The sequence below is a fragment of the Paenibacillus sp. FW126-R14 genome, from assembly GCF_058789495.1.
This window is the reverse complement of record NZ_JBYTBS010000032.1, coordinates 22,946-46,062: the sequence shown is the minus strand read 5'-3', so window position 1 is coordinate 46,062 and position 23,117 is coordinate 22,946. Positions and strand designations below refer to the sequence as shown.

Sequence of the window (23,117 nt, the reverse complement as noted above, 5' to 3'; positions counted from 1 at the left end):
TTGTGGCTGTTTCGTTGACATGACCCAAGTATACCAGATGAAATTCCACCTATTATTTACCTTGTAATCCCTTTCTGTGTGGTGTGGCTGGATTTTTCGTGTTTTCTGAGAAAACCATGAGAATCCTATGAAAAAGTTTTTATTGACACGTGGCCGGCAGCTTCACAATAGCGGAAGTTCCTTCTCCCAAGCGGCTTTTGAGCTCAATGGACCCCCCATGCTTCTGCACGATATGCAGGGCGATAGCGAGTCCTAAGCCTGCGCCGCCCTGCTTGCGGTTCCTTGCTTTGTCACTGCGGTAGAACCTGTCGAACAGGTGGGGGATATCGCTTTCAGCAATGCCGATGCCTTGATCGATGACTTCAAGAAGCACCCACCGGTCTTCGGTGAGGCGGATGGAGAGTGTGACTTTTTGTTGGCTGTATTTAAGCGCGTTATCAAGCAAAATAATAAGCAGCTGCCTAATTTTAGTAGAGTCGCCCGCCATTTGCAGCTCTTGTTGATCCGGCTCCGACTGTAACTCGATTTCTCTGCCGGATGTGATGCGAAGCGAAGCCACGATTTGCCGCGAAAGAGGGAGCAGATCGAAGGTGACCTCCTGCTCGCAGTTTTCCCGGACAACATCCGTAAGGGAAAGCAGGTTTTGGGTGAGCAGCTTCAGCTGGGCGGATTCGGAAATAATGGCTTCAAGCGCTTCTTCCCGCAATGCGTCATCGTGAGATGCCCATCTTCGCAGCAAGCTTGCATAGCTCTCAATGATGGTTAGCGGTGTACGCAGCTCATGGGAAGCATCGGCAAGAAATTGCTCCTGCTTTTGAAACATGTCCTGCAGCCTGTCTATCATTCTATTAAATGTGGCGCCAAGCACCATCATTTCATCGTTCGTCTGCTTCGTCGCAGGCAGATCGATATGCCGGAAAGAGCCGCTTCTCTCAATGTTCTGCATCGTGCTAACGAAATGCTGGAGGGGGCGGAAGAGGACGTTCGTATAGAAATAACCCCCGATGAGAGCCAGGATCAACGTTCCTGTGGAGGTTAAGAGAAGGACAGAGATGAGCATGTTCGCATATTCGCCTAATCTTCGCAAGCTACGGCCAATTTCCAAAGTTGCGATTTGATGCCCCTCTTTGAATACAGGCATTTTGACAAAAACAAAAATTCCGTCCGGCGCGGTTTCTACCGTTACCGTTTCTTTGTTCACATAGGTGACGGGGTAGCGAAGCAGCTTTTCGTCCGAATAAATTTGATGGATGACTTTCGAATCCGGAGCGATATAGCGAAGCATTTCCTGCGGGATAAGAAGCTCTTCCATCTGGGAATTGTTCTGCCAATACTCAGGATGACTCGGCAAATCCTTCAGCAGCAGCGCTTTAGCTTTTTCTTTGAGCAAATCGGCTTCGCCTTTGGTTGTTACCCGCACGAACATATAGTAGACAAAGGTAAAGCTGATAAAAAGGATCAGCATGAGCCCGACGGAAACGCCTAATGTAATTTTCAGCTTAAGACTCATAAGGGCTTCTCTTTTGCGACAGTTTCGTCATCGGTATCCTCCGTTTGCGAGGGCTCCGCCTTCATCAAATAACCGACCCCGCGAATCGTCTGTATCAGCTTGGAGGAGAAGGGCTTGTCCACTTTTTGCCGCAGATAACGAATATAGACGTCAACCACGTTCGTATCGCCTACGAAATCGTAACCCCAGACCTCGGAAATAATCTGTTCCCTCGTCATCACTTCATCCTGGTGCTGAATGAGGAAGCGCAGCAGCTCAAACTCCGTTGGCGTAAGCTCAATAGCCGTCCCTTCACGAACTACGGACCGGCTTTTCAAATCCATCGTTAAGTCGTCGATTTTCAGCGAATAAGGCTGCTCTGCCGGCTGGTCCTGCAGGCTTCGATCCTGCAAGCTTCGCTGCCGCAACAGGCTGCGGATGCGTGCCAGCAATTCGACTGTGGCGAAAGGTTTCGTGACATAATCGTTTGCTCCTTGATCCAATCCGCTGACCCTGTCCGACACGGCATCGCGTGCAGTCAGCAAAATAATAGGCAATGCAGCGTTTACCTGGCGTATACGGCGCAGAACCTCAAGGCCGCTGAGCTCAGGGAGCATAACGTCCAACAGAATAAGATCCCACTCGGGCTCAGACAAGGCAGCATCCAGCCCTGTGCGCCCGTCTGACTGCGTATGTACTTCATAGCCCTCATGCTCAAGCTCCAGCTTTAGCACGCGGGCAATGCGTTCTTCGTCCTCGATCAGCAATATGCGGCTCATGCGAAAAGATTTCACTCCCAGCTCCCGCTAAAATAGCGGCGTCGATTCCTCGTCTTAGTTTCTCAGGTTCGCTGGCTTTACATACATCCCTCGCAGCCCAGTCTTGCATAGAGCGTTCAAATGCCTAGTCCGCGTTTACCCTTCGTGACATAAACTAGCACAGATAAGACTGATAAAGGAGTAGAGCAGATGAGCATATCACCGAATAAAAGAATACGCGCCAAGGCCATACAGCGAGTGGCGATTTTGTTGCAGGATCATGACGCGACCGGAAGAGTCTATGTGGAAATCGAAGGCGGATTAAAGTCGCGCGAAGTGATGGTCGAAGCGCTCAAACGTTTGGAGAGCGGCTTGATTTATGCGGATGAGCATTGTACACAGCTTATTGAAAGCGAATATATAGAAGTGAACCGCAAAAAAGGGAGCGTGCGCCGGGAGGCAGAGGAATTCACATTCCTGATTGACCGGGAATATGCGGAGGACTACGTCGTGGCAGCCAAAATTATCAAGTAGCACAACTGTGCGGCAATGCTAAAAACCCCCTTGCTGAGCTACTCGAAGGCGATGCCTTACGAATGGTCCAGCAAGGGGGTTGTTTCGGAGAACGGTTTAGCCTTTCTTAATAACAGGCGCAGTCTCAACGGATGTCAAACGGTCATAGAAATCTACAAAGTTATTTCTTTCTGCGGAGCTGAGCTGCGCCATCGCTGTGCGCGGGTGCTCATCGAGTGCGCCTACGATCATGTAAGGAATGAGGTAGCCCCAATCCCATTTCTCACGCATAGTGATCATGTGCTTTTCAATAATCTCGAGCACCGGACGAATGTCGTAGCGCGCGCCTTTCAAGTGGCTGAGCAGCAATTCTGTCGTACAGTTTCCTGCCGCGCGGCCCATGCCGTAAACCGAGGAATCCAAGAAAGTTACGCCTTGGGATGCGCCGGTAATGGTGTTCGCGAAAGCAAGCTGCATGTTGTTATGCATGTGCAAGCCGAGCTCTTTCTCAGGTAGCAGGCGTTGGAATTTGGTTACTAGGTAATCAATATCCTTAGGAGCCATGCTGCCGTAGGAGTCTACGATGTAGACAACGTCAACCGGGCTTTTGTTAATTTCTTCGAAAGCTTCAATCAGCTCATTTTCCATCACGTGGGAAAGAGCCATAATATTAAGGGATGTCTCATAGCCCATGTCGTTGAATTTTTGCACAAGCTCAAGACCCTTGTCCACATCTTTGATATAGCAAGCGACGCGGATCAGATCCAGCAAGCTGTCTTCGCGAGGCAAAATGTCTTTCTCATCGACGCGGCCGATATCTACGAGCGCAGACAGTTTTGTAGCTGTCTTAGTAGTAATGACATCGCGCAAGAAAGCTTCGTTCAAAAATCTCCATGGACCGGATGCTCCGCCTTTCAGCAGCTTTTCCGAATTTTTGTAACCAATCTCCATATATTCCACACCGGCTGCACTTAAGCCGCGATACATGTCTTGGACAAACTCGACGCTAAAATCCCAATCATTCACCAAACCGCCGTCCCGAATCGTACAATCCAAAATCTTGTGTTGATGATGCTTTACCATGCCCGTAATGCCCCTTTCGACTGCTCATATCGCTTAAGATTTTGCTATATTATCACTTATGAAGAGGCTGCTTGTCAATGTAAGAAGCTTCACACGGGACAACTTTTGCAGGGAACATATGGTAAAATGGTTGAAGCGGACGAAATGAATAAAAGGGGTCTGAGGAAATGAATCGCAGCGAGTTGTCATTGGCTAAAGAAGTTGCCGTGCAAGCGGCGTCCAAAGCAGGAGATTTGGCAAGAGAGCGTTTCGGCGGCAAGTTGACTGTTCAACATAAGGATGAGCGCGGCGATTTGGTTACGGAGGTTGATGTGAAGGCGGACCGGTTGATCGTGGATGAGATCATGGCGGTTTTTCCGACCCATCGCATCTACAGCGAAGAAGCCGGGGAAGGCGGGGCGGCCAGCGATTGGGTTTGGCATGTGGATCCGTTGGATGGAACGAATAACTTCGCATTGGGAATACCGCTGTATGGAGTATCCATCTCGTTGAGCTATCAGGGCCGGATTGTACTTGGCGTTGTCCATGATTCGGCTCTAGGGCTTACATACGCTGCCTTGAAGGGAGAGGGCGCTTGGCAGGATGGCATCCAGCTTGCGGCAGAGCCGAGCGGAGCGCTGGCTAAATCCACCCTCTCCTGGATTCAAGGGCATGTCGTTGGCAAAGACGACCAAGGTGCGCTAACGCTCAGGCATCATCTCGAACATTCCGTGAAAAGGGTGCTGCGCATGTGGGCTCCTTCTTTGACTTGGGCGATGCTGGCCAGAGGCGACCTGCACGGTATTGTCCTGTACAACTCCGAGGGCGAGGATTTGTATGCGGGCTTGCTGCTTGCGCAGGAGGCGGGCGTGAAGGTGACGGATTTTGACGGCAATTCGCTTGACTTGCTTGGCGAGGCGGGCGCAGCAGGAGAAGGTGCGAATGCAAGAAGCAATGAGGGAGCCGGCAATGGGCAGGGCAAGCCGGCTTACATCGTGGCTGCTGTGCCTGAGTACCATGCGGAGCTGCTCCAAATCGTGCAGCAAGCCATCAGGTAGAATAGGCGAAGAACAAGTTGCAGAAGCTAATGGCAGACTTTTCATTAAGAGGAAGAAAGGATGCTATGCGATGACGAACTTTGTTCCAATCTTTTTTGAATTCGATAAAGAGCGGGATGCGCTTCTGGCCCTGGACACACTGGAGGAGCTCGGCTATAAGCCGGAGCTGCTGGAAGGCGAGCCGACGACGCTGCATATCCATCTCGACGACCAGGAAATGACCTCGGCGCTCGAGATCGCGCAGTCGCACGGCGGACGCCTGGTGGAGCGGGAGTCCCGGCAGTCCGAGCCGTCGACCTTCGCCATGGCGTACGATTTGGAGGGCTCCATCCGCATTCCGGCGCACACCGTGAATGAGGACTGGCCCGACAGCTACGCCTCAGCGCGAGACGCCGACGCCGTGCCGAGCGAGGAAGAGGCGGCCTTCGACCCGTCCTCGGATGATTATAACCATTTCAGCGCCGGTATTCGGATCTGACACAGGGCTTATCGAGCGAATGGGAACTATGGTCCTCTATTTCTTATGCAATCGGCGTTTCATCCCATGAGCAGGAACTATGATCCGCTATTTTAACTAGTTGGGCACCAGTATGCGCTTTTGAGGGCAATAAGACCCTGTAGTTCCGTTTAAAGCTTCAATGCAGCCTATTTAGTTCAAATAGCGCTCTGTAGTTCCCAATCGCAGTTGATTCTCCGGAAAAAGCGGAGGGCCTCGGCATACAATGTAGTTTTTGTTCGTGATTGGACAGGTATTATGCAAAAAAACCGCATTTTCTCTCGAGTTTTCGAGGGCAAAATTCGGTTTTTTTGCTCTTTCTTAAAATAAACCATTGACATGTAACTTCTTATGTCATATTCTTATCCCATAAAACCGAGTAAGAACGTAGGAATTAAGGAGATGATTCTAGTGAAAAACAACCTGGTCACCGCATTTTCATCGAACTGGGTCAGCTTAGTCGTATCAATACTTATTATTGGTTTACTCGTTTTCTTGGGAAGAAAAAGAGTAAGCTTCGGTAACCGCGTATTCATCGGATTAGGTCTTGGTCTCGTGGCCGGTGTAGCGTTTAACCAATTGCATTTGGAGTACAAAAGTGTCTCCACGATCGGAACGATTTATGTTAACTTGATCAAAATGCTCGTTATGCCTCTTGTACTTATCTTAGTTATTAACAGTATTTCCTCTCTATCCAGTCTAGGCCAGCTTCGCAAGCTGGGGCTGAAAACAATCGGCTGGTTCCTGTTGACAACAGGGATTGCAGCGATCATCGGTTTGGTCGTTGCATTGGCCATCGATCCGGGTAACGGGATTGCGCAGGCTGTTCCGAAAGATTTTAAAGCAAGAGAAATTCCGACGTTCTCCCAAGTTATTCTGGATTTGGTGCCATCCAACCCGATTAACGATATGGCGACAGGAAAAGTCGTGCCGGTTCTGATCTTCGCAATCTTCGTAGCGGTAGCGATTGTACACGTTGGTTCCAAGAAGCCGGAAAGCGTAGCAGCCGTTAAAGCGTTTATTACATCCGCAACAGCGGTGATTCACCAAGTCGTTAAATATGTTATTCGTTTGACACCTTACGGTGTGTATGCACTGATCGCGGCTATGGCGGCGAAATACGGTCTGGAAACACTTGCTCCACTCGCTAAAATTATCGTTACTTCTTACGTAGCCCTGATCATTCACTTCGTATTGATTTTCGGCGGGTTGGTGCTTCTGGTAGCGAAAGTTAACCCGATTAAGTTTTTCAAAAAAGCATATCCGACGATCGCTGTCGCTTTCACAACACGAAGCAGCTATGCAACGCTGCCGGTGAACTTGGAAGTTATCACGAAGCGCCTTCGCGTATCGCCGCGTATTGCGAGCTTCGTAGCACCTCTCGGCGCGACAATGAACTTCAACGGCTGCGGCGGCGTTTGGCCGGCGGTTGTGGCGATTTTCGTAGCGAAGGTTTACAACCTTCCGCTTAGCGCGTCCGAGTATATCATCCTGATCTTGGTCAGCGTCATTTCCTCCATTGGCGTAGCCGGCGTTCCGGGTCCGGCAGCCATTTCGACGACAGTTGTACTGACTGCTCTGGGCTTGCCTTTGGAAGGTATGGGTCTTGTGCTTGGCGTCGAGGCGTTGATCGACATGGGCCGTACAGCAGTTAATGCAACAGGTACAACAGTTACAGCTTTGCTTGTAGCCGAATCCGAAGGCGAATTCGACCGCGCGGCGTTCGATCGTGACGAGGAAGATGATCTTGAAGCGGCAACAGCTTAATTCTATAAGAAAAAGGACCTGCATCCGGTGGATGCGGGTCCTTTTTTTTATACCACGGGAATGTCTCCCGTTATTTCGAGCCAAATCAAGATCAGCCGCCCAAAGACCGTCAACGGACGGTCTTTCTCATTGCTGCGCCGCGCTCTGACCGGCCATATATCCGGTCGAGAAGGCGGCCGTAATGTTATAACCGCCTGTATAGCCATGTATATCAAGCACCTCTCCGCAGAAATACAGTCCGTTCACCAGCTTCGACTGCATAGTGCCTGGATCGATTTCTTTGAGATGCACGCCGCCGCCTGTAACGAAAGCTTCTTCGATCGAAAGCGTTCCGTGAATGTGCACGGGGAAGGCTTTCATAAGCTTGCACAGGTCAAGCCACTTTTGCTTCGGAATGTTGTCGTACGTGAGCTGTTCGTCCAAGCCGGAGCGTTCCAGCAGCATCGGGATCAGACGCTCCGACAGAAGCGGTTTCAGCACGTTTTTGATCGCCTTCTTGGCATCGGCTTTCGCCAGCGCCATGCTTTCCTTATACAAGTCATCCATGCTCAGATCGGGGAAGAGGTCTACGGTAAGCAGAACTTCCTTTCGCTCGGTTTTGGCGAGCTCCTTAACGACGAATTGGCTGCAGCGCAGGGCAATCGGGCCTGACAACCCAAAGTGAGTGATAAGCACATCTCCCCGGTGGGAGATGACGGCCTTCCCTTTGGCGTTCCACACGGACAGCGTGACCTCCCGCAAGGAGAGCCCTTGCAGCTCACGGCTGCGGATCCAAGCTTCCTTCGAGGTCAGCGGAACCTCGGTCGGAAAGAGCGGCGTGATCGTGTGCCCGCCGGCTTCAGCCCACGCATAACCGTCTCCGGTGGAGCCGGTGTGCGGGACAGAGCATCCGCCCGAGGCGATGACAACAGCGCGGCTGTTCATCTTCTCGCCGGAGTGAAGCAGGACGCCTTGGACGCTGCCGTCTTGGTACAGGAGCCTTTTGACCGGACTGCTCATCCGGATCTCGACGCCCTGCTTGCGAACTTGGCCGATCAACGCGTCTACGACGGTTTTGGCCTTGTCGCTGACGGGAAACATACGACCGTTATCCTCTTCTTTCAGCCGGATGCCAAGACCTTCAAAAAAATCGATGATGTGCCTGTTGCCAAACTGCGTCAAAGCACTATATAGGAAGCGCCCGTTGCCCGGGATATGCTTAATAAGTTCATCCATATCTTTGTTATTGGTTACGTTGCACCTGCCGCCACCGGAGATGCCGAGCTTGCGGCCGAGCTTATCCCCTTTGTCCAGGAGGAGAACCTTGGCTCCTTGCCGGCTTGCCGCGATACTGGCCATGAGGCCGGCCGAGCCTCCGCCGATGACGATGACATCATAAATCATAGAATACCTCGAGTTCATTTTTGAAAAATTGTATCATGATTTTGATATAAACCCAAATAGTTAAACCTGCCAAGCTTGATCGAGATAGTTCTATCAGCCAGTTGGTGTGTTGTTTCTCAAAATAAATAAACGGGGTAATGGGATATTTTCGAGTCACCAATCGTGTTGTATGTAGGAGGCGAAATAATGGAATACAATTCTTTATTGCGTACGGATAAAGAATTGGCCGAACTATATCAACGGCATGCAGATCTAGTTTTTAGGCTGTGCTACATGTATTTAAAAAATCCCGTTGATGCAGAAGACGCTGTTCAATCTGTATTTCTAAAACTGATCAAATCTCAAATGGTTTTCAATGACTATGAGCATGAAAAAGCTTGGTTGATGGTAACCACCAGAAATTACTGTAGAGACGTTCTTAAAAATTGGTGGAAGACCCGTCGTGTGGCTTTAGATGCTTTACCGGAAGTTTCTTCTTGGAATGGTAATGAGCCATCGGGAAAGGTGCTTGCAAGACTGCTATCACTTCCTGAAAAATACAAAACAGTCTTATATCTTTACTATTTCGAGGAGTATTCGGTAAAAGAGATATCAGAGATGCTAGGACATATAGAAAGTACAATCCTAACGCGGCTATCAAGAGGCCGCAAACGTCTGAAAATTGACCTGGGAGGGAATTATCTTGAGTAACAAAAATATCAATCTGCTTATCGAGGCTCTTACGCCAAAAACCGAACAAAAAGAAAAAATGTTTCATAACATTCTAGTGCAAAGTCAGAAAGGAAATACAAGGGACAGAAGGTTTACTACCGTTAAACGTTTAAGACTTGCAGTACTGGCTGTGCTGCTGATGGTTTGTTTAACTACCACCGCTTTTGCGGCGGCATATATGGGATTAGAAGAAAGATTTTTAAAATTTCTTAATCCAATAAATCATGAGCAGGCAGAATATTTGTCAAATGGCGCTTATGTGGTTGACAAACAAGTGGCAAACGAGAATGGATCGCTTACCATTAAGCAAGTAATCGGCGACAGTAATCTGACCTATATCTTAATGGACTTTATTGCTCCAGAAGGCACTGTTTTAAATGCAGCGCGATACCGTTTTGGGGATAGTATGATTACTGCAGGTCAAGATTATCAGGCTATAGGATTTGAGGCGCTCGACGATGGAAATCCTAGTGACAATAAAATTAGTTTGGTTATGAATATCATGACCAAAAATTCAATAGCGGGCCAAACCGTTCATATCAATTTCAAAGATTTACAAGCAGCAGATCCGCTTCCGGGGATTTTTAAAACGATCATACCAGGTTCTTGGGAAACAACGTTTAAACTGGATTTCAAGGAGTACTCTAACCTTTATCAGATAGATCAAAACATTACCATGTTTGGTTATGGGGCAGAAATAAAAACAATCTCCGTTTCGCCCATTTCAATTTCTTTAAAGATTGAGAGTGGATCATTGAAAGAGATTGACGAAGCCGCCGGCAGATTAAAGGAAATTGGTGTAAATAAACATTTGGATAACTACCCTATCACGATAAACTATAAAGATGGCACCTCAGAAACAACAAGCATTTTTTCCGGGTTATGTGTAGGGGATCATTTAAATGGCCAAATGCTTACGATCAAAACTTTTGAAAATGTAATAAATGATAAGGAGATTGAATCTATCGTATTTTTCGATAGAGCAATTCCGATTAAAGTACATTGATGACGACTCAGTAGTTACTGGTACGCCGAACAGTAGGGCAACGATCAGCACCTTGAATCAATACATTATGAAAACAAGTCTAGTCATGAAACAGATGACTAGGCTTGTTTTCTAGAATTGTATTCAGTATAAATCGTAACATACTCACAACCTGTGGATAACTTGTTGATAAAACCATCAAACTTGTGGGTAAACCACAATTCCGTTGTGGATAATGTGAGCAATTATGTGGATAAGGACTGCCTAACCTTAAGATACCTTATCCTGGAAGTGATAATGGTCGATGCGCATATCCAGCCATCTTCGTTGGAGCGAAGCCTTTTTCCCGAAATAATGCAGCTCTTGTTTGGCCGTCAGCACAACGGCTTCGCACATGGATGTGCGTTTAGCAAGCAGTGCCAGCCCTTCGTCTACGCCGAGTCTGGCCAGCGTTCTTGCCCACACATGGCACTCCACGAGATCGTGACCGGCAACGGTGCACTGCACGACGTCGGTTGCGGTGCTTGCGTCCGGATTTTCCAAATGGCTGTAGGTGGAAAGGGAGCCCTCGGGCAGCGCGACGGCACCCAGCTTGGCATTTCCTTGCCAGGGACTTTGGATGCCGATAATCCACGGATCTATTCCCTCCGAGCTCCGGCCCCATACGGTGATCTCTCCTCCGGCCAGGACGAGGCCTTGCTCCAGGGAAAGATCTTTCCGCATATATTCGGCTAACCGTTTAACCGCCCAACCGTGCTCCAGTCCTTTTAAATGAATGTTCGTATTCTGAGGGAGCCTGATGGATTTATTAGCCGGATCTACTTCCCACTCCAAGAGCGGAGCAGCCTGTATGCCGTTATTTAAGAGAGGCTTATAGAAGCCATCGGTTACCGCTTGGTACATTTCAGCTAAAAAAAGGACCTCTAGCATCGTATTAGAGACCATGCAATTTTCGCCCGCCAGTGTATTCAGGAGAGAAATCTCACTGTCAGCCAGCATAGGATTGAATCGCTTTTCGACATGGCGAAACCAATCGTCAGTTAATTTGGTAATAAGCGTCCGGTCTTTCTCCTCGCAGCGGAGCAGCAATTCGATTTCGGACTCCAGCGAGTGGAAATGAAACGAATGAAAGGAGGGGGTAGTTGGCTCCATAAGATTTTCCTCTTTTCTTTGATGTCCTCACATTGATAACCTAAGTATAGATGGATAAACTGAGATTCAATTGATAGTTAGCTGAAGAAATACTGAAAAGTATGGCCCAACCGGATGGGGAGGAGGCGCCGGCCAAGGGATTGTTACATTCAGCAACCTTTCAGCTTCTGCTCAGGTTGCTTTTAGGCAGGATATGGGATACTGACTATAGAAATCGTCTGAGTATCGAATCGAACACGGGAGGAACACCCATGCGCCAATTAAAAGGAATCAAAATTTTGCTCGTTGACGACGAGCCTCATATTTTAGAGTTTTTGGAATTAGGTCTGACGAATGAAGGCTTCGAGGTCATGACCGCGACGGATGGTCTTTCCGCCATTACGACATGCAACAAATTTCAGCCGCATATCGCCATTCTGGATGTGATGATGCCGGGGATGGACGGGTTCGAAGTATGCCGCATGATCAAAAAAACGGAAAACGTCGCCGTCATCATGCTAACGGCAAAGGACGAAATTGATGATCGCGTGAAGGGACTTACGATCGGCGCAGACGATTACATGGTCAAACCGTTCAGCTTCGAAGAGCTGCTGGCCCGCATTTATGCACGAATTCGAAATCATTTTCCGAATCTGTTCGGCGAGGTTGTGATCGGACCGCTTCGCATGGATGACCGGCGCAAGGAGATCAGCCTCCATGATAAAGTGCTGGAGCTGTCCCCGACGGAGTATGAATTGCTTAAATTTATGGCCATCAATCATGGACTTGTGCTCAGCAAATCGATGATTCTCGATAAGGTTTGGGGTTATGACTTTGGAGGCGAAGAGAACATTGTGGAGGTGTACATCCGGTCGCTGCGCGATAAGCTGAACGATAAAGAGCATAAGCTGATTCGTACGATTCGCGGCGCAGGCTACCGGATGGATTTGGCATGAGAAGGAAGGGCCGGTTTGCCGATCTGTTTGTGACGGGCTCTTTGAAATTTCAGCTGCTGTCCAGAACTCTGCTGGTCCTGTCTGTGCTGCTGCTGCTCATCGGTGTTTTTCAATATGTCGTCATGCAGCGTTTCATGTATCAGAACAAAGCGGAGACGATTCGCAATCAGCTTGCCGCGCTGCCCCCGAACATGTGGCGTTTGGGAATGGCGGCAGGAGACCCGCAAAGTCCTGTGTTCCCCAAACCGGATGCCAGCCGCGATAACCGGCCCGGTTTCGGAAACGCTCAAGAGCGGATTTTCGTATCGGAATTATCGATTGCTTTTATTGATGAAAGAGGGAATTATAAACTCATTTCCTCACCGTTCGAGCAGCCGACACCGCAGTTGACGCAAGAGGATTATTTGTCGCTCATGCAAAAGAAAACAAAGCTGGATCACCGCATCATTAAGGATGAAAGCGGCAGCGCTCAGCTTGTTGTCTTTCATCAGATCGGCGGAGAGCCCGAACGATCTCGCGGCGGACCCAGCGGGCCTGGCGGGCCGGGTATTCAAGGCCTCATCCAAGCAAGCATCAATGTCGCACCGATCCGGGATGTGCTGGTCCAGCAGCTGCTTACATTTATTTTCCTCTCTTTGTTAGCGATGGTGTTCGGTCTGCTGGGTTTCCTCCCCGTCCTGCGGCGAACGCTCGTACCGCTCTCCAACATGGTGGAAACCGTAAAGCAGATTGATGCAGGCAATCTCAATGAACGGTTCCCCGCGAATCAGGGGCAGGTGGAAATAGATCGTCTGGCGGCCTCTTTCAATGGGATGTTGGAGCGGTTGGAGGTTTCTTTCGAGGCGGAAAAAGAAGCGAAAGAGCTCATGCGCCGCTTTGCGGCAGACGCTTCACACGAGCTGCGCACACCGCTGACTTCCATTCACGGTTTTCTGGAGGTGCTGCTGCGCGGGGCGTATCAACAACCGGAGCAGCTGCTGAAAGCTCTGAAAAGCATGCACGGCGAATCCGTCAGGATCAATAAGCTGGTCGAGGATCTGCTTCTGCTCGCGCGGCTTGACCGTTCACCTACCTTCCAGAAGACGGAAGGAGTGCTCGACGAGACGCTGCATGAAATGGAGCCTCAACTACGTCTACTGGCAGGAGATCGAACCGTCGCTTTCCGCCTAGCGCCTCAGACCCGGTGTCTGTATGATCCGGATAAAATCAAGCAGGTTGTGCTCAACTTGTTTCACAACGCCGTTCAGCATACGCACCCGGTGACGGGGAAGGTCGGGCTGTCGCTGACGCAAACGCCATCGTTCGTAGAAATTGCGGTCCATGACAACGGAGAGGGGATTTCCCCCGAGCATCTCCCGCATTTATTTGACCGGTTCTACCGCATCGATACCTCCCGTGCTAGACGGAGCGGCGGCGCAGGCTTGGGCTTATCGATCACCCATTCCATCGTTCAGCTTCATGGCGGATCGATCGAAGTGCATAGTGTAGTCGGAGAGGGGACCACTTTTAAAGTGCTGCTCCCTGCGGCTAAATGAAAGAAGCCCTATCTCGGCGTGCTTGTGCCGGGGTAGGGCTTTTAGTTTTAGCAACTTCGATGATTTTATGGGAACGACAGGGCTTTATTTGTGCCAAATCGGAAAGATTGGGTTCCGGAGTGGAACTGTGGGGTCTTATTCATCCGAAAAAGGCTGCAATTGGCTGAAAGTGGTCAAATAACGGACCGTAGTTCCCACTCAATCGCCAAATTGACACTTGGGCGATGAATAGCGGACCATAGTTCACTCTCCCTCGCGAAAATGGATTGTTTCGGACAGACGGATACCTGATACGATGGCAGCTTCAGCCCATTTGGGGGTTGGCATCCCGCGAGAATTTCCTTTTTCAGCCAATCCTCAGAATCCTCTCAACCAATCTTCAGTTTATGCTCAGATCAGATTCAGATTAGGCGTCTATACTTGGTTTTGTAAGGAAGAAACAAATAATAAACGAAAAGGTGGAAACAAACGATGAAAAATATCTCCAGAAAAATTCTTACAGGTTCATTGATCGCTTCTTTTGTACTTGGTGTTGGTTTTGTTGGAGCCCTACATAATCAGGCATTTGCAGATACGGTAACAAGCGGTTCCACGAATGCAACGGCTCAAAAAGCAGGTCATGGCAAAGGAGCCAGAGACTTCGGTGGAGATCGCGGCGGCTTCCGCGGCGGGAACGTCATGAAAGAAACAGCAACCATCCTGGGCGTTGAGGAAAGCGCTGTGCAGGAAGCATTGAAAGCCGGCAAAACGTTGGCTGCATTTGCAGAAGAGAAGGGCTTGACGAAAGAAGACTATTTGCAAAAACTGGTCGCAGCGGAGACAGCAGCAATCAACGCCGAGGTAACTTCGGGTAAAATCACGCAAGAGCAAGCGGACAAAATTGTGAACGGTCTTTCCGATCAGTTAACGAAGCAAATTGACGGTACCGGGTTCAAAGGCGGCTTCATGGGTGGATTCCAAGGCGGCTTCCCAGGCGGAGATCGCGGCGGCAAAGGGCATGGCAGCAATCTGCTTGAGCAAACCGCAACCATTCTTAGCGTGGACCAAAGCGCCGTTCAGGAAGCTTTAAAGGCAGGCAAAACCTTATCAGCTTTCGCGGTGGAAAAAGGGTTGACTGAAGAGGACTACGTGGCGAAGCTGGTCGCAGCGGAAACAACAGCGATCAACGCTGAGGTAACAGCGGGCAAGCTGACGCAGGACCAAGCGGATAAAATGCTTTCCGGCCTCTCCGACCGTATTACTAAGCAAGTGCAAAGCACTCGCCCTGAAGAAGGCTTCGGCGGCCGTGGCGGCGAGCGTCGCGGACCTGGAGGTCCCGGTGGCTTCGGAGGCCCCGGCGGTGGATTCTTCGGGAACTCTGAAGCTGTGACGCAGATTCTGGGTATCACGCAAGAGGAGCTGAGAACCGAGCTGGAAGCGGGCAAATCCCTTGCAGACGTGGCAGCTGCCAAAGGAATCAGCGAAGATGATCTGATCAGCAAGATCAAAGACGCCATGACGGATACCATCAAGAAACAAGTCGAACAAAAAGGCTTCGGCCATAAAGGTCAGCCAGGCAAGCCTTCGAATGATGGAGCAGCGCAGGCTCCTGCTGCAACGAACTAAAAGCTGCTTTCTACCCAAGCAGCTTATACGAAACGCCGCATTCCTTCCCCGTTGACACGGGGCATAGGAGGCGGCGTTTTTATATATTGACACCCTATAGGAGATGGCATATAGTAATAACAACTTTAATTCCGAGTTAATATATAGGAATAATAAAATTAACGACAATTCCCTAGCAATGGAGGCCCTCCATGAATATCGAGAATATTGAAGCATTCGTTTATGTGATTCATTATGGCAGCTTTAACAAGGCGGCGGAAGCGTTGTTCCTGTCCCAGCCTTCTGTCACTGCGCGCATACAATCGCTTGAGCGTGAGCTTGATTGCCGGCTATTCGACCGCATCGGGAAGCAGATCTCTTTGACGGACGAGGGGAGAAAGTTTCTGCCTTATGCGCAGCAGCTTCTGCAAACTTTTCAAAAGAGCAAAATCCAACTAAAGCAAAAAAGAACGCTGCCCAATGAGCTCCGGATAGGTTGTACGGTTTCTGTATCGAACTATATCATTCCCGAATTCGTGCCGAAGATGAAGCGCAAATATCCGGATGTCAATTTCAAGTTAACGACTGCAGTTACGGATGAGATCGTCAACAAGGTGCTGAACCGCGAATTGGATGTGGGCTTTGTTCGAAACATCAGCCATCCTAATCTCCTGTCGACGAAGGTTTATGAAGATCCAATACGACTATACGTGTATGAGGATCATCCTTTTAGAGGCCGCAGTAGCGTTTCGATTGAAGAAATTGGCGAGCACCCGCTTGTTTTCTTCGAATGCGGCTCCTTGGACTGGATGCGCATCCACCGGCTATTTGCCAGCATGAGCCAGCCTCCGATTATTGAAGTTCAAACGGATAATTTGGAAACGGCCAAGAAATTGGTGCTGCAGCGCGCAGGTATCGCTTTTTTGCCGGGTTTATGCGTCGAACGGGAAGTTCGGAACAAGGAGCTGTTCCCGATTGATTTCCCCGAAATCTCGGGTATTTCCCTGCAGACGAACATCATCGCCTTGAACGGGGAGAGCGGGTCATTTTTCAATAGCGCACTGGATATTTGCCGAAGCATCGCGTCCGTGACGTAAGAAACGATTCGATTATTGAATATGTATATAGAAAAACTCTATTATCCAGTTTCGGAACTTGATGATAAATTAAATGCATAGCTATAATTCATACAAAACAGGTAGGAATTATAAACATTAAAATAGATAACTATGATGGAGGGATTCACGATGAAGAAACTAACAACACTTGCCGTAACCACCCTAGCTTTAGCACTGGTAGCAGCAGGCTGCGGCTCGAAGAGCACGGAAACGGGTGCATCCCCCAAAGCAGCAGCGGCCGAAGGATCGAAAGCGCCTGCCAACACAGCAGCAGCGGCTGAGCCGGTTAAAGTGAAGAAGATTATCGTTGGAACAGGCACTCAGTTCCCTAATGTAGCGTTCCTGGATAAAGACGGCAAGCTTACCGGTTATGATATTGAATTAGTTAGAGAGCTTGATAAGCGCCTGCCGGAATATGAATTTGAGTTCAAAACGATGGACTTCGCCAACCTGCTCCTCAGCCTCGAAACGAACAAAATCGACTTCGTGGCACATGAAATTGAGAAGAACAAGGAGCGGGAAGAGAAGTACCTTTTTAATAACGAGCCATACGCCTATTGGAAAACCAAAGTGATTGTCGCTAAGGACAACTCAACGATTAAGTCGATTGATGACCTGAAGGGGAAGAAAGCATTAACGACGGCAACCAGCGCAGAGGCAACCCTTCTGGAAAACTACAACAAAGCCAATAATAACGCGATCAAAATTGTATATCAAAGCGGCGCCGCGAACGACCTGGTGAACCAGCTGACTACCGGACGCGCGGACGGCGCATTAGGAGCGGATTTCCTGCTTCCTCTCGTGGACCCGCAGAGCAAATTGAAAGCCGTCGGTCCCATTATTGAAGAAGCCGAAGTTCGGTTCTTATTCCGCAAAAACGATAAAGACGCACAGGTTTTAGCCGATAAGATCGATGCCGCTCTAAAAGCTATCAAGGCGGACGGCACGCTGTCGAAGCTCAGCATACAGTGGCTTGGCGGCGACTTTACGAAGAAAGAAGACACGAAATAGTCCGAAGTCAGAGAAGATAAAAGAGAGGTGAGATCGCCATTATGGCAACCCAATTCGATATCACCTATGTATTCGACTTTTTGCCCAAACTGCTGTCCTATATCAACATTACGTTATTTATTGTAGCTTGCTCCATGGGGCTCGGACTCATCTTCGGGTTCATCATCGCCCTGCCACGGCTGTACAAGGTACCGGTTTTTCAGCGAATATCGCAGATTTACGTTTCCTTTTTCCGGGGGACCCCGATCCTGATTCAGCTCTTCCTTATTTATTACGGGCTCCCGGAAATATTGAAGGTTATTCAGGTGGACGTTTCCAAAGCGCCGGTACTGACTTTCGTCATTCTGACATTTGCTCTTCACTCAGGAGCCTATATCTCTGAAGTGATCCGAGCTGCAGTCAAAGCCGTTGACCGCGGGCAGATGGAAGCGGCCTACGCCATCGGGATGACGGGGTATCAAGCTTTTACAAGAATTATTATGCCGCAGGCAGTGGCTATTGCTCTTCCTAATTTCACGAACCTGCTGATCGCAAATTTGAAGGATACCTCGCTTGCCTTTTCGCTAGGAGCCATGGAGCTGATGGGGAAAGCGCAGACGCTGGGGAGCGCCACGCAGCACTTTGTTGAGACTTACATTTCCTTATCCCTTATTTACTTTGTGATATGTTTCGGGCTGGAGAAGCTGTTTGCGTATATCGAGAAAAGACTGCTCCAGCATGAACAACCGATTGTTTCTCAAGAACGGCAGCCGCTTGCGCGCAGATGGTTCAAGGGCATGTGGGCTTCGCAGCCGGATAAAGGAGGCTTTCAAGCATGAAGATCGATCCCGCTTTCATATGGACTGCCTTTATCGCGCTGTTATCTGCCCTGCCGACAACCATCGCCATTACAGCCGTATCCGTCTTCTTCGGCTTCTTAATAGGAACGGCTGTGGCCTTAATCCGACTATACCGGGTTCCTTTTCTTCATTATATCGCGACGGCATATGTAACTTTTATCCGTGGAACTCCGATGCTGATGCATCTGCTGCTTATTTATTTCGGTTTGCCGATGATTATTGATGCTGTTGCAGCAGCGCTGGGTTGGAGCTTCCGCTCCGTTTCCATTCCGATGATCGGCTTTGCCTTCCTATCTTTCTCCATCACGGCAGGCGCTTATCTGGCTGAAGTTGTGAGATCGGGCATTGTCGCCGTTAACCGCGGACAATTCGAAGCCGCCTATTCAGTCGGCATGACCACGCCGCAGGCACTGCGCCGCATCGTGCTGCCTCAAGCGCTGGCGGTCAGCCTGCCGAACTTATCCAATACGTTGATCGGCATGCTGCATGGATCGACGCTGGCTTTTACCGTTTCCGTTGTCGAAATCAATGCCAAAGCACAGATTGTAGCAACGACCAACTGGAAGTTCTTCGAGGCTTATATCGCTGCAGCGCTGCTGTTCTGGGGCATCACGTTCTTCATCGAGAGAGTGGCAGGCTTGCTCGAAAAACGAATCAATTCGTATAACAGGGGGGGCGTCGCATGATTAAATTGTCCAATATCACCAAAGCTTTCGGCAAACATGAGGTGCTGAAAGGCATCGACTTATTTGTGCAAAAAGGGGAGGTCGTCTGCATCCTGGGTCCCAGCGGTTCAGGCAAAACAACCCTGCTTCGCTGCTTGAATTATTTGGAAAGACCGAATGACGGCGAGGTGAGCATCGGGGATTTTACCGTGAACTGCAAGCGCCCCTCCAAAAAGGCGATCCACACCTTACGCCAGAAAACAGCGATGGTCTTCCAACATTACAATCTGTTCAAGCATAAAACCGTTTTGGAAAATGTGATGGAAGGGCTAGTCATCGTCCAGAAGCAGTCCAAAGAAAAGGCCAGGGAAACCAGTGTGAAGATGCTGGAAAAGGTCGGATTGGGAAGCAAACTGGACGCATATCCGAGCCAACTGTCCGGCGGACAGCAGCAGCGGGTGGGCATTGCGCGCGCGCTGGCCTTGAACCCGGAAGTGATCTTATTCGACGAGCCGACGTCGGCGCTTGATCCTGAGCTGGTAGGCGAGGTGCTGGATGTGATTCAGAAAATTGCCAAAGAAGGGATCACCATGATTATCGTTACGCACGAGATGGGCTTTGCCCGGGAAGTGTCCAACCATGTGGTCTTTATGGACGAAGGCGTGATCGTCGAGGAAGGTAAGCCGCAGGATATTTTTGGCGGTGCGAAGGAAGAGCGGACGAGACAGTTTCTCAAAAGATTTACGCCGGAGTGGAGCTACAGCATATAACGTGAAGTCAGAATGGAGTGAACGATCTTGGGAATCAAGCTTAGTATTTTGGATCAAAGTGTCATTTTTCCGGGGGAGACGGCTTCGGATGCTTTTCAACATACCATTTCACTGGCACAGCAAGCCGATAAATGGGGATACCATCGCTTCTGGGTGTCTGAACATCATGACTCCGAGCAGGTAGCCGGTTCATCGCCTGAAGTGCTGATTTCCCATTTGCTCGCCAAAACAGAACGTATTCGCATTGGATCAGGCGGCATTATGCTGCAGCACTACAGCCCTTATAAAGTGGCTGAGAATTTTAACGTATTGGCTTCGCTTGCCCCGGGCCGGGTTGATCTTGGCGTAGGCCGAGCCCCGGGCGGTCTTCCCCGTTCGACCAAAGCGCTTCAGCAAGGCGTTGTCGAGGCGGCATCCTTATCCGACAAATTAAGCGAGCTCCAGCAGTTTGTTCATAACAGGCTTGACGACGATCATCCGCTGAAAGGTTTGCGCGTTTCGCCGATTCCGACAGTCCCTGTGGATATCTATATCCTCGGAACGAGTGTTGCCAGCGCTCAGTTGGCGGCCGAAGCCGGCCTTCCCTATGTATTCGCTCAATTCATTAATGGCGATCAGGCGATTGCAGAGGCGGCATTTGAGGCGTATCAGCAAGGTTTTAATGCGGAAAAGGGAACTCAGCCCAAGCTGATTCTCGCGCTTTCCTTGATCGTGGCGGATACGCAGGAGGAAGCGGCCGAACTGGCCGGCGAGTATAAGAATGTCAAAATCCATTTGGAAAATGGCAAAACCTTAACGGTCGGCACGCTGGAACAAGCCGAGGAATACGGCCGCCAGACAGATGCCAAGTTCACCGTCGAGGTCAAGCAAGCTGAAATTACGAAGGGTACAAAAGAAACTGTGCGCCGGCACTTGTTGGACGTGCAGAACAAATATGGGATCGACGAATTTATCATCACGACGTCCGTGAAAGATTTTGACAAACGGCTGCGTTCCTTCGAGCTGCTTAGCGAGGCTTTCTCGGAGTTACCCGTTTAGTAAGGAAGGAGGACAACAGATGAGCCCCTCAACGCCGGAGCTGTTAGGGACGGATTTCGAACGCAAGCTGGTCGAGATCAGACGCCATTTACATCAGAATCCAGAATTGTCCAATGAAGAGTTTCAAACGACGGAGGCGATTCGTGCATGGTTATCCCAAGCGGGCATTCGAATTGCCGATTATTCGCTCAAAACAGGTTTGGTCGCTGAAGTTGGCGGCAGGCAGGCGGGGCCGGTCATAGCCCTCCGCGCAGATATAGATGCCTTGCCGATTCACGAGGCGACGGGGTTTCCGTATGCCTCCAAAGTGGCAGGCAAAATGCATGCGTGCGGCCACGACTTCCATACGGCGGCGATACTTGGAGCGGCGCTGCTGCTTAAACAGCGGGAGAATGACCTGCCGGGGACAGTTCGGTTCATCTTCCAACCCGCCGAAGAGAAAGCGCAAGGCGCTGAACAAGTGATCCGAAGCGGTGCATTGGAAGGCGTGCGGGCGATTTATGGCATGCACAATAAGCCCGATCTTCCCGTTGGCACGATTGGCATCAAAGCAGGGCCGTTGATGGCTGCGGCCGATGGCTTTGTCATCGAGGTGGAAGGTCTGGGCACTCACGCAGCCGTCCCGGAAGCGGGGATCGACCCGATTGTGACGGGAGCGCATATCGTGACCGCTTTGCAAGCGATCGTGAGCCGCAATATAAGCTCGCTCCAGCAAGCCGTCATCAGCGTGACGCGGATCCATAGCGGGACGGCCTGGAACGTGATCCCGGATAAAGCCATTCTGGACGGCACGCTGCGAACGTTCGAAGAAAGCGTAAGAGAGCTGGTCATTGCCCGGCTTGAGCAGGTTGTTCACGGCGTGGCGGCCGCTTATGGGACGAAAGCTTCCGTACGCTGGATCAAAGGCCCGCCAGCGGTATCCAATGATGCGGAGCTGACGCAAGTAGCGATTGAAGCCGCTGAACAGGCAGGCTTGCAGGTTGTCACGCCGCAGTCGTCGCCGGCCGGGGAGGATTTTGCTTTTTATCAGAAAAAGGTGCCGGGCGTATTCGTCTTTATGGGGACTTCGGGGTCTCGCGAATGGCATCATCCGGCATTTGATTTAGATGAACGGGCTTTACCGGGCAGCGCGCGTTATTTTGCCATTTTGGCGAAACGGGCCTTGCAGGAGCTTGCATTCGACATACCACGGGAGGTATCCACATGAGTCATTCCATTCCTGACTTTCAATCCTATTTGCAAACGCATGACCAATTGCAGGCTGCCATTCAAGGGCTGAATGCCGAACAATTGACATGGAAAGCTTCGCCGGCGCAATGGAGCGTAACTGAGGTTCTCTCCCATTTGGCGGATCATAACATCGTGGTTTCGTTTCGGCTTCGTCAAATTTTAGCGGGGTCCGCTGTGCAGCTGCCTGCTTTTGAGCAAGATGCATGGGTTAGCGGTGCGCACGCAAATGAAGGCTCGGCCAGCGATATCTTAACTCTTTTTCAGGCGTTATTAGTTTATAACCATCTATTGTTTCAACGATTGCCGGCGGAAGATTGGGCGAAAACAGGCGTTAATTTTAAAGGCCAAATCCTGCAATTAACTGATGTGGTTCAATCTTTCGTGGCGCATGTGCAGGTTCATCTGGCGCAAATCTCACGCATTAAGAACGCATTGGAAACATCGAGAGCTCACGTATAGGGAGGGTTTATAGATGGCGGACGTAAGGGACATTCAAATTCGTGAAGCCAATGACGGAGACCGGGATGCGATTCGAAAGGTCCTGGAGGAAGCCTATGGACAGTATAAAGACGTGCTGCCTCCTGAAGGGTGGGAGCAATATAAAGAGAATATTGTCGCCTCCGTGGACGGCGGGACGCCTGCAGCCCGTATCGTCGCTTTGATCGACGGCGAGATTGTGGGGAGCTCCCTCTTGTTTCTCTCATCCGAGGCGGCTTACGGGCTGCCGGAGCTTGGCATTCAGTCCCCGATTATTCGGTTGCTGGCCGTTTCGCCCAAGGCGAGAGGGCGTGGCATCGCCACAGCGCTCATCCAAGAAAGCGCTAGACGCGCTATTGAATTAGGGGCGGCAACGCTGCATTTGCACACATCGGACATGATGGAATCTGCTGTCAAGCTCTATGAGCGGCTGGGCTTTGAACGCGCCTATGAGAAAGATATACAAAAAGGTGAGGTACTGGTAAAAAGCTATCGGCTGCACCTGCAAACAGCGGCCATACTTTGAAAGGACGGGGAAAGC

Annotated in this window: 23 protein-coding genes; 18 read left to right on the top strand and 5 right to left on the bottom strand. The window is 50.1% G+C overall.

Features of this window, described 5'->3' with window-relative positions:
• Positions 1–139: 139 nt before the first annotated feature.
• Complete coding sequence (locus AC3WRW_RS19670; protein WP_492548000.1) at positions 140–1,510, bottom strand: sensor histidine kinase; 1,371 nt, start codon at positions 1,508–1,510, stop codon at positions 140–142.
• The gene (locus AC3WRW_RS19665; RefSeq protein WP_492548033.1) at positions 1,507–2,268 is read right to left on the bottom strand and encodes a response regulator transcription factor; all 762 of its coding nucleotides are present in this window, start codon (positions 2,266–2,268) and stop codon (positions 1,507–1,509) included. The genes AC3WRW_RS19670 and AC3WRW_RS19665 overlap by 4 nt, the downstream gene beginning before the upstream one ends.
• Before the next feature lie 189 nt (positions 2,269–2,457).
• Between AC3WRW_RS19665 and AC3WRW_RS19660 the strand changes: the two genes are divergently transcribed.
• Positions 2,458–2,781 carry a hypothetical protein gene (locus tag AC3WRW_RS19660; protein ID WP_492547999.1) on the top strand — a complete coding sequence of 108 codons (324 nt, stop codon included), beginning with the start codon at positions 2,458–2,460 and terminating at the stop codon, positions 2,779–2,781.
• A gap of 96 nt (positions 2,782–2,877) precedes the next feature.
• On the opposite strand, the gene AC3WRW_RS19655 is transcribed toward AC3WRW_RS19660, so the two are convergent.
• The gene (locus tag AC3WRW_RS19655) at positions 2,878–3,843 is read right to left on the bottom strand and encodes an aldolase catalytic domain-containing protein (RefSeq protein WP_492547998.1); all 966 of its coding nucleotides are present in this window, start codon (positions 3,841–3,843) and stop codon (positions 2,878–2,880) included.
• Between the two features lie 167 nt (positions 3,844–4,010).
• Between AC3WRW_RS19655 and AC3WRW_RS19650 the strand changes: the two genes are divergently transcribed.
• From AC3WRW_RS19650 to AC3WRW_RS19640, 3 genes are all read left to right on the top strand, one after another.
• A complete protein-coding gene (locus AC3WRW_RS19650; protein WP_492547997.1) occupies positions 4,011–4,880 on the top strand; it encodes an inositol monophosphatase family protein in 870 nt (289 codons plus the stop codon).
• 70 nt (positions 4,881–4,950) lie between these two features.
• Positions 4,951–5,358, top strand: a complete 408-nt coding sequence (locus AC3WRW_RS19645) for a hypothetical protein (protein ID WP_492547996.1) — start codon at positions 4,951–4,953, stop codon at positions 5,356–5,358.
• A gap of 429 nt (positions 5,359–5,787) precedes the next feature.
• On the top strand, positions 5,788–7,143 hold the full coding sequence (locus AC3WRW_RS19640; protein WP_492547995.1) for a dicarboxylate/amino acid:cation symporter: 1,356 nt from the start codon (positions 5,788–5,790) through the stop codon (positions 7,141–7,143).
• A 126-nt stretch (positions 7,144–7,269) separates the two neighbouring features.
• Here the strand turns inward: AC3WRW_RS19640 and AC3WRW_RS19635 are convergent, their stop codons facing one another.
• Positions 7,270–8,526 carry a BaiN/RdsA family NAD(P)/FAD-dependent oxidoreductase gene (locus AC3WRW_RS19635; RefSeq protein WP_492547994.1) on the bottom strand — a complete coding sequence of 419 codons (1,257 nt, stop codon included), beginning with the start codon at positions 8,524–8,526 and terminating at the stop codon, positions 7,270–7,272.
• A 186-nt stretch (positions 8,527–8,712) separates the two neighbouring features.
• Between AC3WRW_RS19635 and AC3WRW_RS19630 the strand changes: the two genes are divergently transcribed.
• Complete coding sequence (locus AC3WRW_RS19630; protein ID WP_492547993.1) at positions 8,713–9,216, top strand: RNA polymerase sigma factor; 504 nt, start codon at positions 8,713–8,715, stop codon at positions 9,214–9,216.
• Positions 9,209–10,243, top strand: a complete 1,035-nt coding sequence (locus tag AC3WRW_RS19625) for a hypothetical protein (RefSeq protein ID WP_492547992.1) — start codon at positions 9,209–9,211, stop codon at positions 10,241–10,243. The genes AC3WRW_RS19630 and AC3WRW_RS19625 overlap by 8 nt, the downstream gene beginning before the upstream one ends.
• A gap of 249 nt (positions 10,244–10,492) precedes the next feature.
• Here the strand turns inward: AC3WRW_RS19625 and AC3WRW_RS19620 are convergent, their stop codons facing one another.
• Positions 10,493–11,374, bottom strand: coding sequence for an FAD:protein FMN transferase (locus AC3WRW_RS19620; RefSeq protein WP_492547991.1), 882 nt, complete (start codon positions 11,372–11,374; stop codon positions 10,493–10,495).
• 251 nt (positions 11,375–11,625) lie between these two features.
• Here AC3WRW_RS19620 and AC3WRW_RS19615 point away from each other — a divergent pair, with 251 nt between their 5' ends.
• From AC3WRW_RS19615 to AC3WRW_RS19560, 12 genes are all read left to right on the top strand, one after another.
• Entirely contained in the window at positions 11,626–12,309 is a 684-nt protein-coding gene (locus tag AC3WRW_RS19615) for a response regulator transcription factor (protein ID WP_492547990.1), read from the top strand.
• The gene (locus AC3WRW_RS19610; RefSeq protein ID WP_492547989.1) at positions 12,306–13,844 is read left to right on the top strand and encodes a sensor histidine kinase; all 1,539 of its coding nucleotides are present in this window, start codon (positions 12,306–12,308) and stop codon (positions 13,842–13,844) included. Before AC3WRW_RS19615 ends, AC3WRW_RS19610 begins: the two co-directional genes overlap by 4 nt.
• Positions 13,845–14,315: 471 nt before the next feature.
• On the top strand, positions 14,316–15,449 hold the full coding sequence (locus AC3WRW_RS19605) for a hypothetical protein (RefSeq protein WP_492547988.1): 1,134 nt from the start codon (positions 14,316–14,318) through the stop codon (positions 15,447–15,449).
• A gap of 191 nt (positions 15,450–15,640) precedes the next feature.
• Positions 15,641–16,525 carry a LysR family transcriptional regulator gene (locus AC3WRW_RS19600; RefSeq protein ID WP_492547987.1) on the top strand — a complete coding sequence of 295 codons (885 nt, stop codon included), beginning with the start codon at positions 15,641–15,643 and terminating at the stop codon, positions 16,523–16,525.
• A 150-nt stretch (positions 16,526–16,675) separates the two neighbouring features.
• Positions 16,676–17,557, top strand: coding sequence for a transporter substrate-binding domain-containing protein (locus tag AC3WRW_RS19595; RefSeq protein WP_492547986.1), 882 nt, complete (start codon positions 16,676–16,678; stop codon positions 17,555–17,557).
• Between the two features lie 41 nt (positions 17,558–17,598).
• Positions 17,599–18,375 carry an amino acid ABC transporter permease gene (locus AC3WRW_RS19590; RefSeq protein WP_492547985.1) on the top strand — a complete coding sequence of 259 codons (777 nt, stop codon included), beginning with the start codon at positions 17,599–17,601 and terminating at the stop codon, positions 18,373–18,375.
• Positions 18,372–19,082 carry an amino acid ABC transporter permease gene (locus tag AC3WRW_RS19585; protein ID WP_492547984.1) on the top strand — a complete coding sequence of 237 codons (711 nt, stop codon included), beginning with the start codon at positions 18,372–18,374 and terminating at the stop codon, positions 19,080–19,082. The genes AC3WRW_RS19590 and AC3WRW_RS19585 overlap by 4 nt, the downstream gene beginning before the upstream one ends.
• On the top strand, positions 19,079–19,831 hold the full coding sequence (locus AC3WRW_RS19580; protein ID WP_492547983.1) for an amino acid ABC transporter ATP-binding protein: 753 nt from the start codon (positions 19,079–19,081) through the stop codon (positions 19,829–19,831). Before AC3WRW_RS19585 ends, AC3WRW_RS19580 begins: the two co-directional genes overlap by 4 nt.
• Positions 19,832–19,858: 27 nt before the next feature.
• Positions 19,859–20,869 carry an LLM class flavin-dependent oxidoreductase gene (locus AC3WRW_RS19575; RefSeq protein WP_492547982.1) on the top strand — a complete coding sequence of 337 codons (1,011 nt, stop codon included), beginning with the start codon at positions 19,859–19,861 and terminating at the stop codon, positions 20,867–20,869.
• 19 nt (positions 20,870–20,888) lie between these two features.
• A complete protein-coding gene (locus AC3WRW_RS19570; RefSeq protein WP_492547981.1) occupies positions 20,889–22,076 on the top strand; it encodes an amidohydrolase in 1,188 nt (395 codons plus the stop codon).
• On the top strand, positions 22,073–22,558 hold the full coding sequence (locus tag AC3WRW_RS19565) for a DinB family protein (RefSeq protein ID WP_492547980.1): 486 nt from the start codon (positions 22,073–22,075) through the stop codon (positions 22,556–22,558). Before AC3WRW_RS19570 ends, AC3WRW_RS19565 begins: the two co-directional genes overlap by 4 nt.
• Positions 22,559–22,571: 13 nt before the next feature.
• On the top strand, positions 22,572–23,102 hold the full coding sequence (locus AC3WRW_RS19560) for a GNAT family N-acetyltransferase (RefSeq protein WP_492547979.1): 531 nt from the start codon (positions 22,572–22,574) through the stop codon (positions 23,100–23,102).
• The last annotated feature ends 15 nt before the right edge of the window (positions 23,103–23,117 follow it).

What these genes read in the sequence shown, in the direction of transcription:
- AC3WRW_RS19670 (WP_492548000.1), bottom strand. Translation starts at nt 1,510, where the DNA reads ATGAGTCTTAAGCTGAAAATTACATTAGGCGTTTCCGTCGGGCTCATG.
- AC3WRW_RS19665 (WP_492548033.1), bottom strand. Translation starts at nt 2,268, where the DNA reads ATGAGCCGCATATTGCTGATCGAGGACGAAGAACGCATTGCCCGCGTG.
- AC3WRW_RS19660 (WP_492547999.1), top strand. Translation starts at nt 2,458, where the DNA reads ATGAGCATATCACCGAATAAAAGAATACGCGCCAAGGCCATACAGCGA.
- AC3WRW_RS19655 (WP_492547998.1), bottom strand. Translation starts at nt 3,843, where the DNA reads ATGGTAAAGCATCATCAACACAAGATTTTGGATTGTACGATTCGGGAC.
- AC3WRW_RS19650 (WP_492547997.1), top strand. Translation starts at nt 4,011, where the DNA reads ATGAATCGCAGCGAGTTGTCATTGGCTAAAGAAGTTGCCGTGCAAGCG.
- AC3WRW_RS19645 (WP_492547996.1), top strand. Translation starts at nt 4,951, where the DNA reads ATGACGAACTTTGTTCCAATCTTTTTTGAATTCGATAAAGAGCGGGAT.
- AC3WRW_RS19635 (WP_492547994.1), bottom strand. Translation starts at nt 8,526, where the DNA reads ATGATTTATGATGTCATCGTCATCGGCGGAGGCTCGGCCGGCCTCATG.
- AC3WRW_RS19630 (WP_492547993.1), top strand. Translation starts at nt 8,713, where the DNA reads ATGGAATACAATTCTTTATTGCGTACGGATAAAGAATTGGCCGAACTA.
- AC3WRW_RS19620 (WP_492547991.1), bottom strand. Translation starts at nt 11,374, where the DNA reads ATGGAGCCAACTACCCCCTCCTTTCATTCGTTTCATTTCCACTCGCTG.
- AC3WRW_RS19615 (WP_492547990.1), top strand. Translation starts at nt 11,626, where the DNA reads ATGCGCCAATTAAAAGGAATCAAAATTTTGCTCGTTGACGACGAGCCT.
- AC3WRW_RS19610 (WP_492547989.1), top strand. Translation starts at nt 12,306, where the DNA reads ATGAGAAGGAAGGGCCGGTTTGCCGATCTGTTTGTGACGGGCTCTTTG.
- AC3WRW_RS19605 (WP_492547988.1), top strand. Translation starts at nt 14,316, where the DNA reads ATGAAAAATATCTCCAGAAAAATTCTTACAGGTTCATTGATCGCTTCT.
- AC3WRW_RS19600 (WP_492547987.1), top strand. Translation starts at nt 15,641, where the DNA reads ATGAATATCGAGAATATTGAAGCATTCGTTTATGTGATTCATTATGGC.
- AC3WRW_RS19595 (WP_492547986.1), top strand. Translation starts at nt 16,676, where the DNA reads ATGAAGAAACTAACAACACTTGCCGTAACCACCCTAGCTTTAGCACTG.
- AC3WRW_RS19590 (WP_492547985.1), top strand. Translation starts at nt 17,599, where the DNA reads ATGGCAACCCAATTCGATATCACCTATGTATTCGACTTTTTGCCCAAA.
- AC3WRW_RS19585 (WP_492547984.1), top strand. Translation starts at nt 18,372, where the DNA reads ATGAAGATCGATCCCGCTTTCATATGGACTGCCTTTATCGCGCTGTTA.
- AC3WRW_RS19580 (WP_492547983.1), top strand. Translation starts at nt 19,079, where the DNA reads ATGATTAAATTGTCCAATATCACCAAAGCTTTCGGCAAACATGAGGTG.
- AC3WRW_RS19570 (WP_492547981.1), top strand. Translation starts at nt 20,889, where the DNA reads ATGAGCCCCTCAACGCCGGAGCTGTTAGGGACGGATTTCGAACGCAAG.
- AC3WRW_RS19565 (WP_492547980.1), top strand. Translation starts at nt 22,073, where the DNA reads ATGAGTCATTCCATTCCTGACTTTCAATCCTATTTGCAAACGCATGAC.
- AC3WRW_RS19560 (WP_492547979.1), top strand. Translation starts at nt 22,572, where the DNA reads ATGGCGGACGTAAGGGACATTCAAATTCGTGAAGCCAATGACGGAGAC.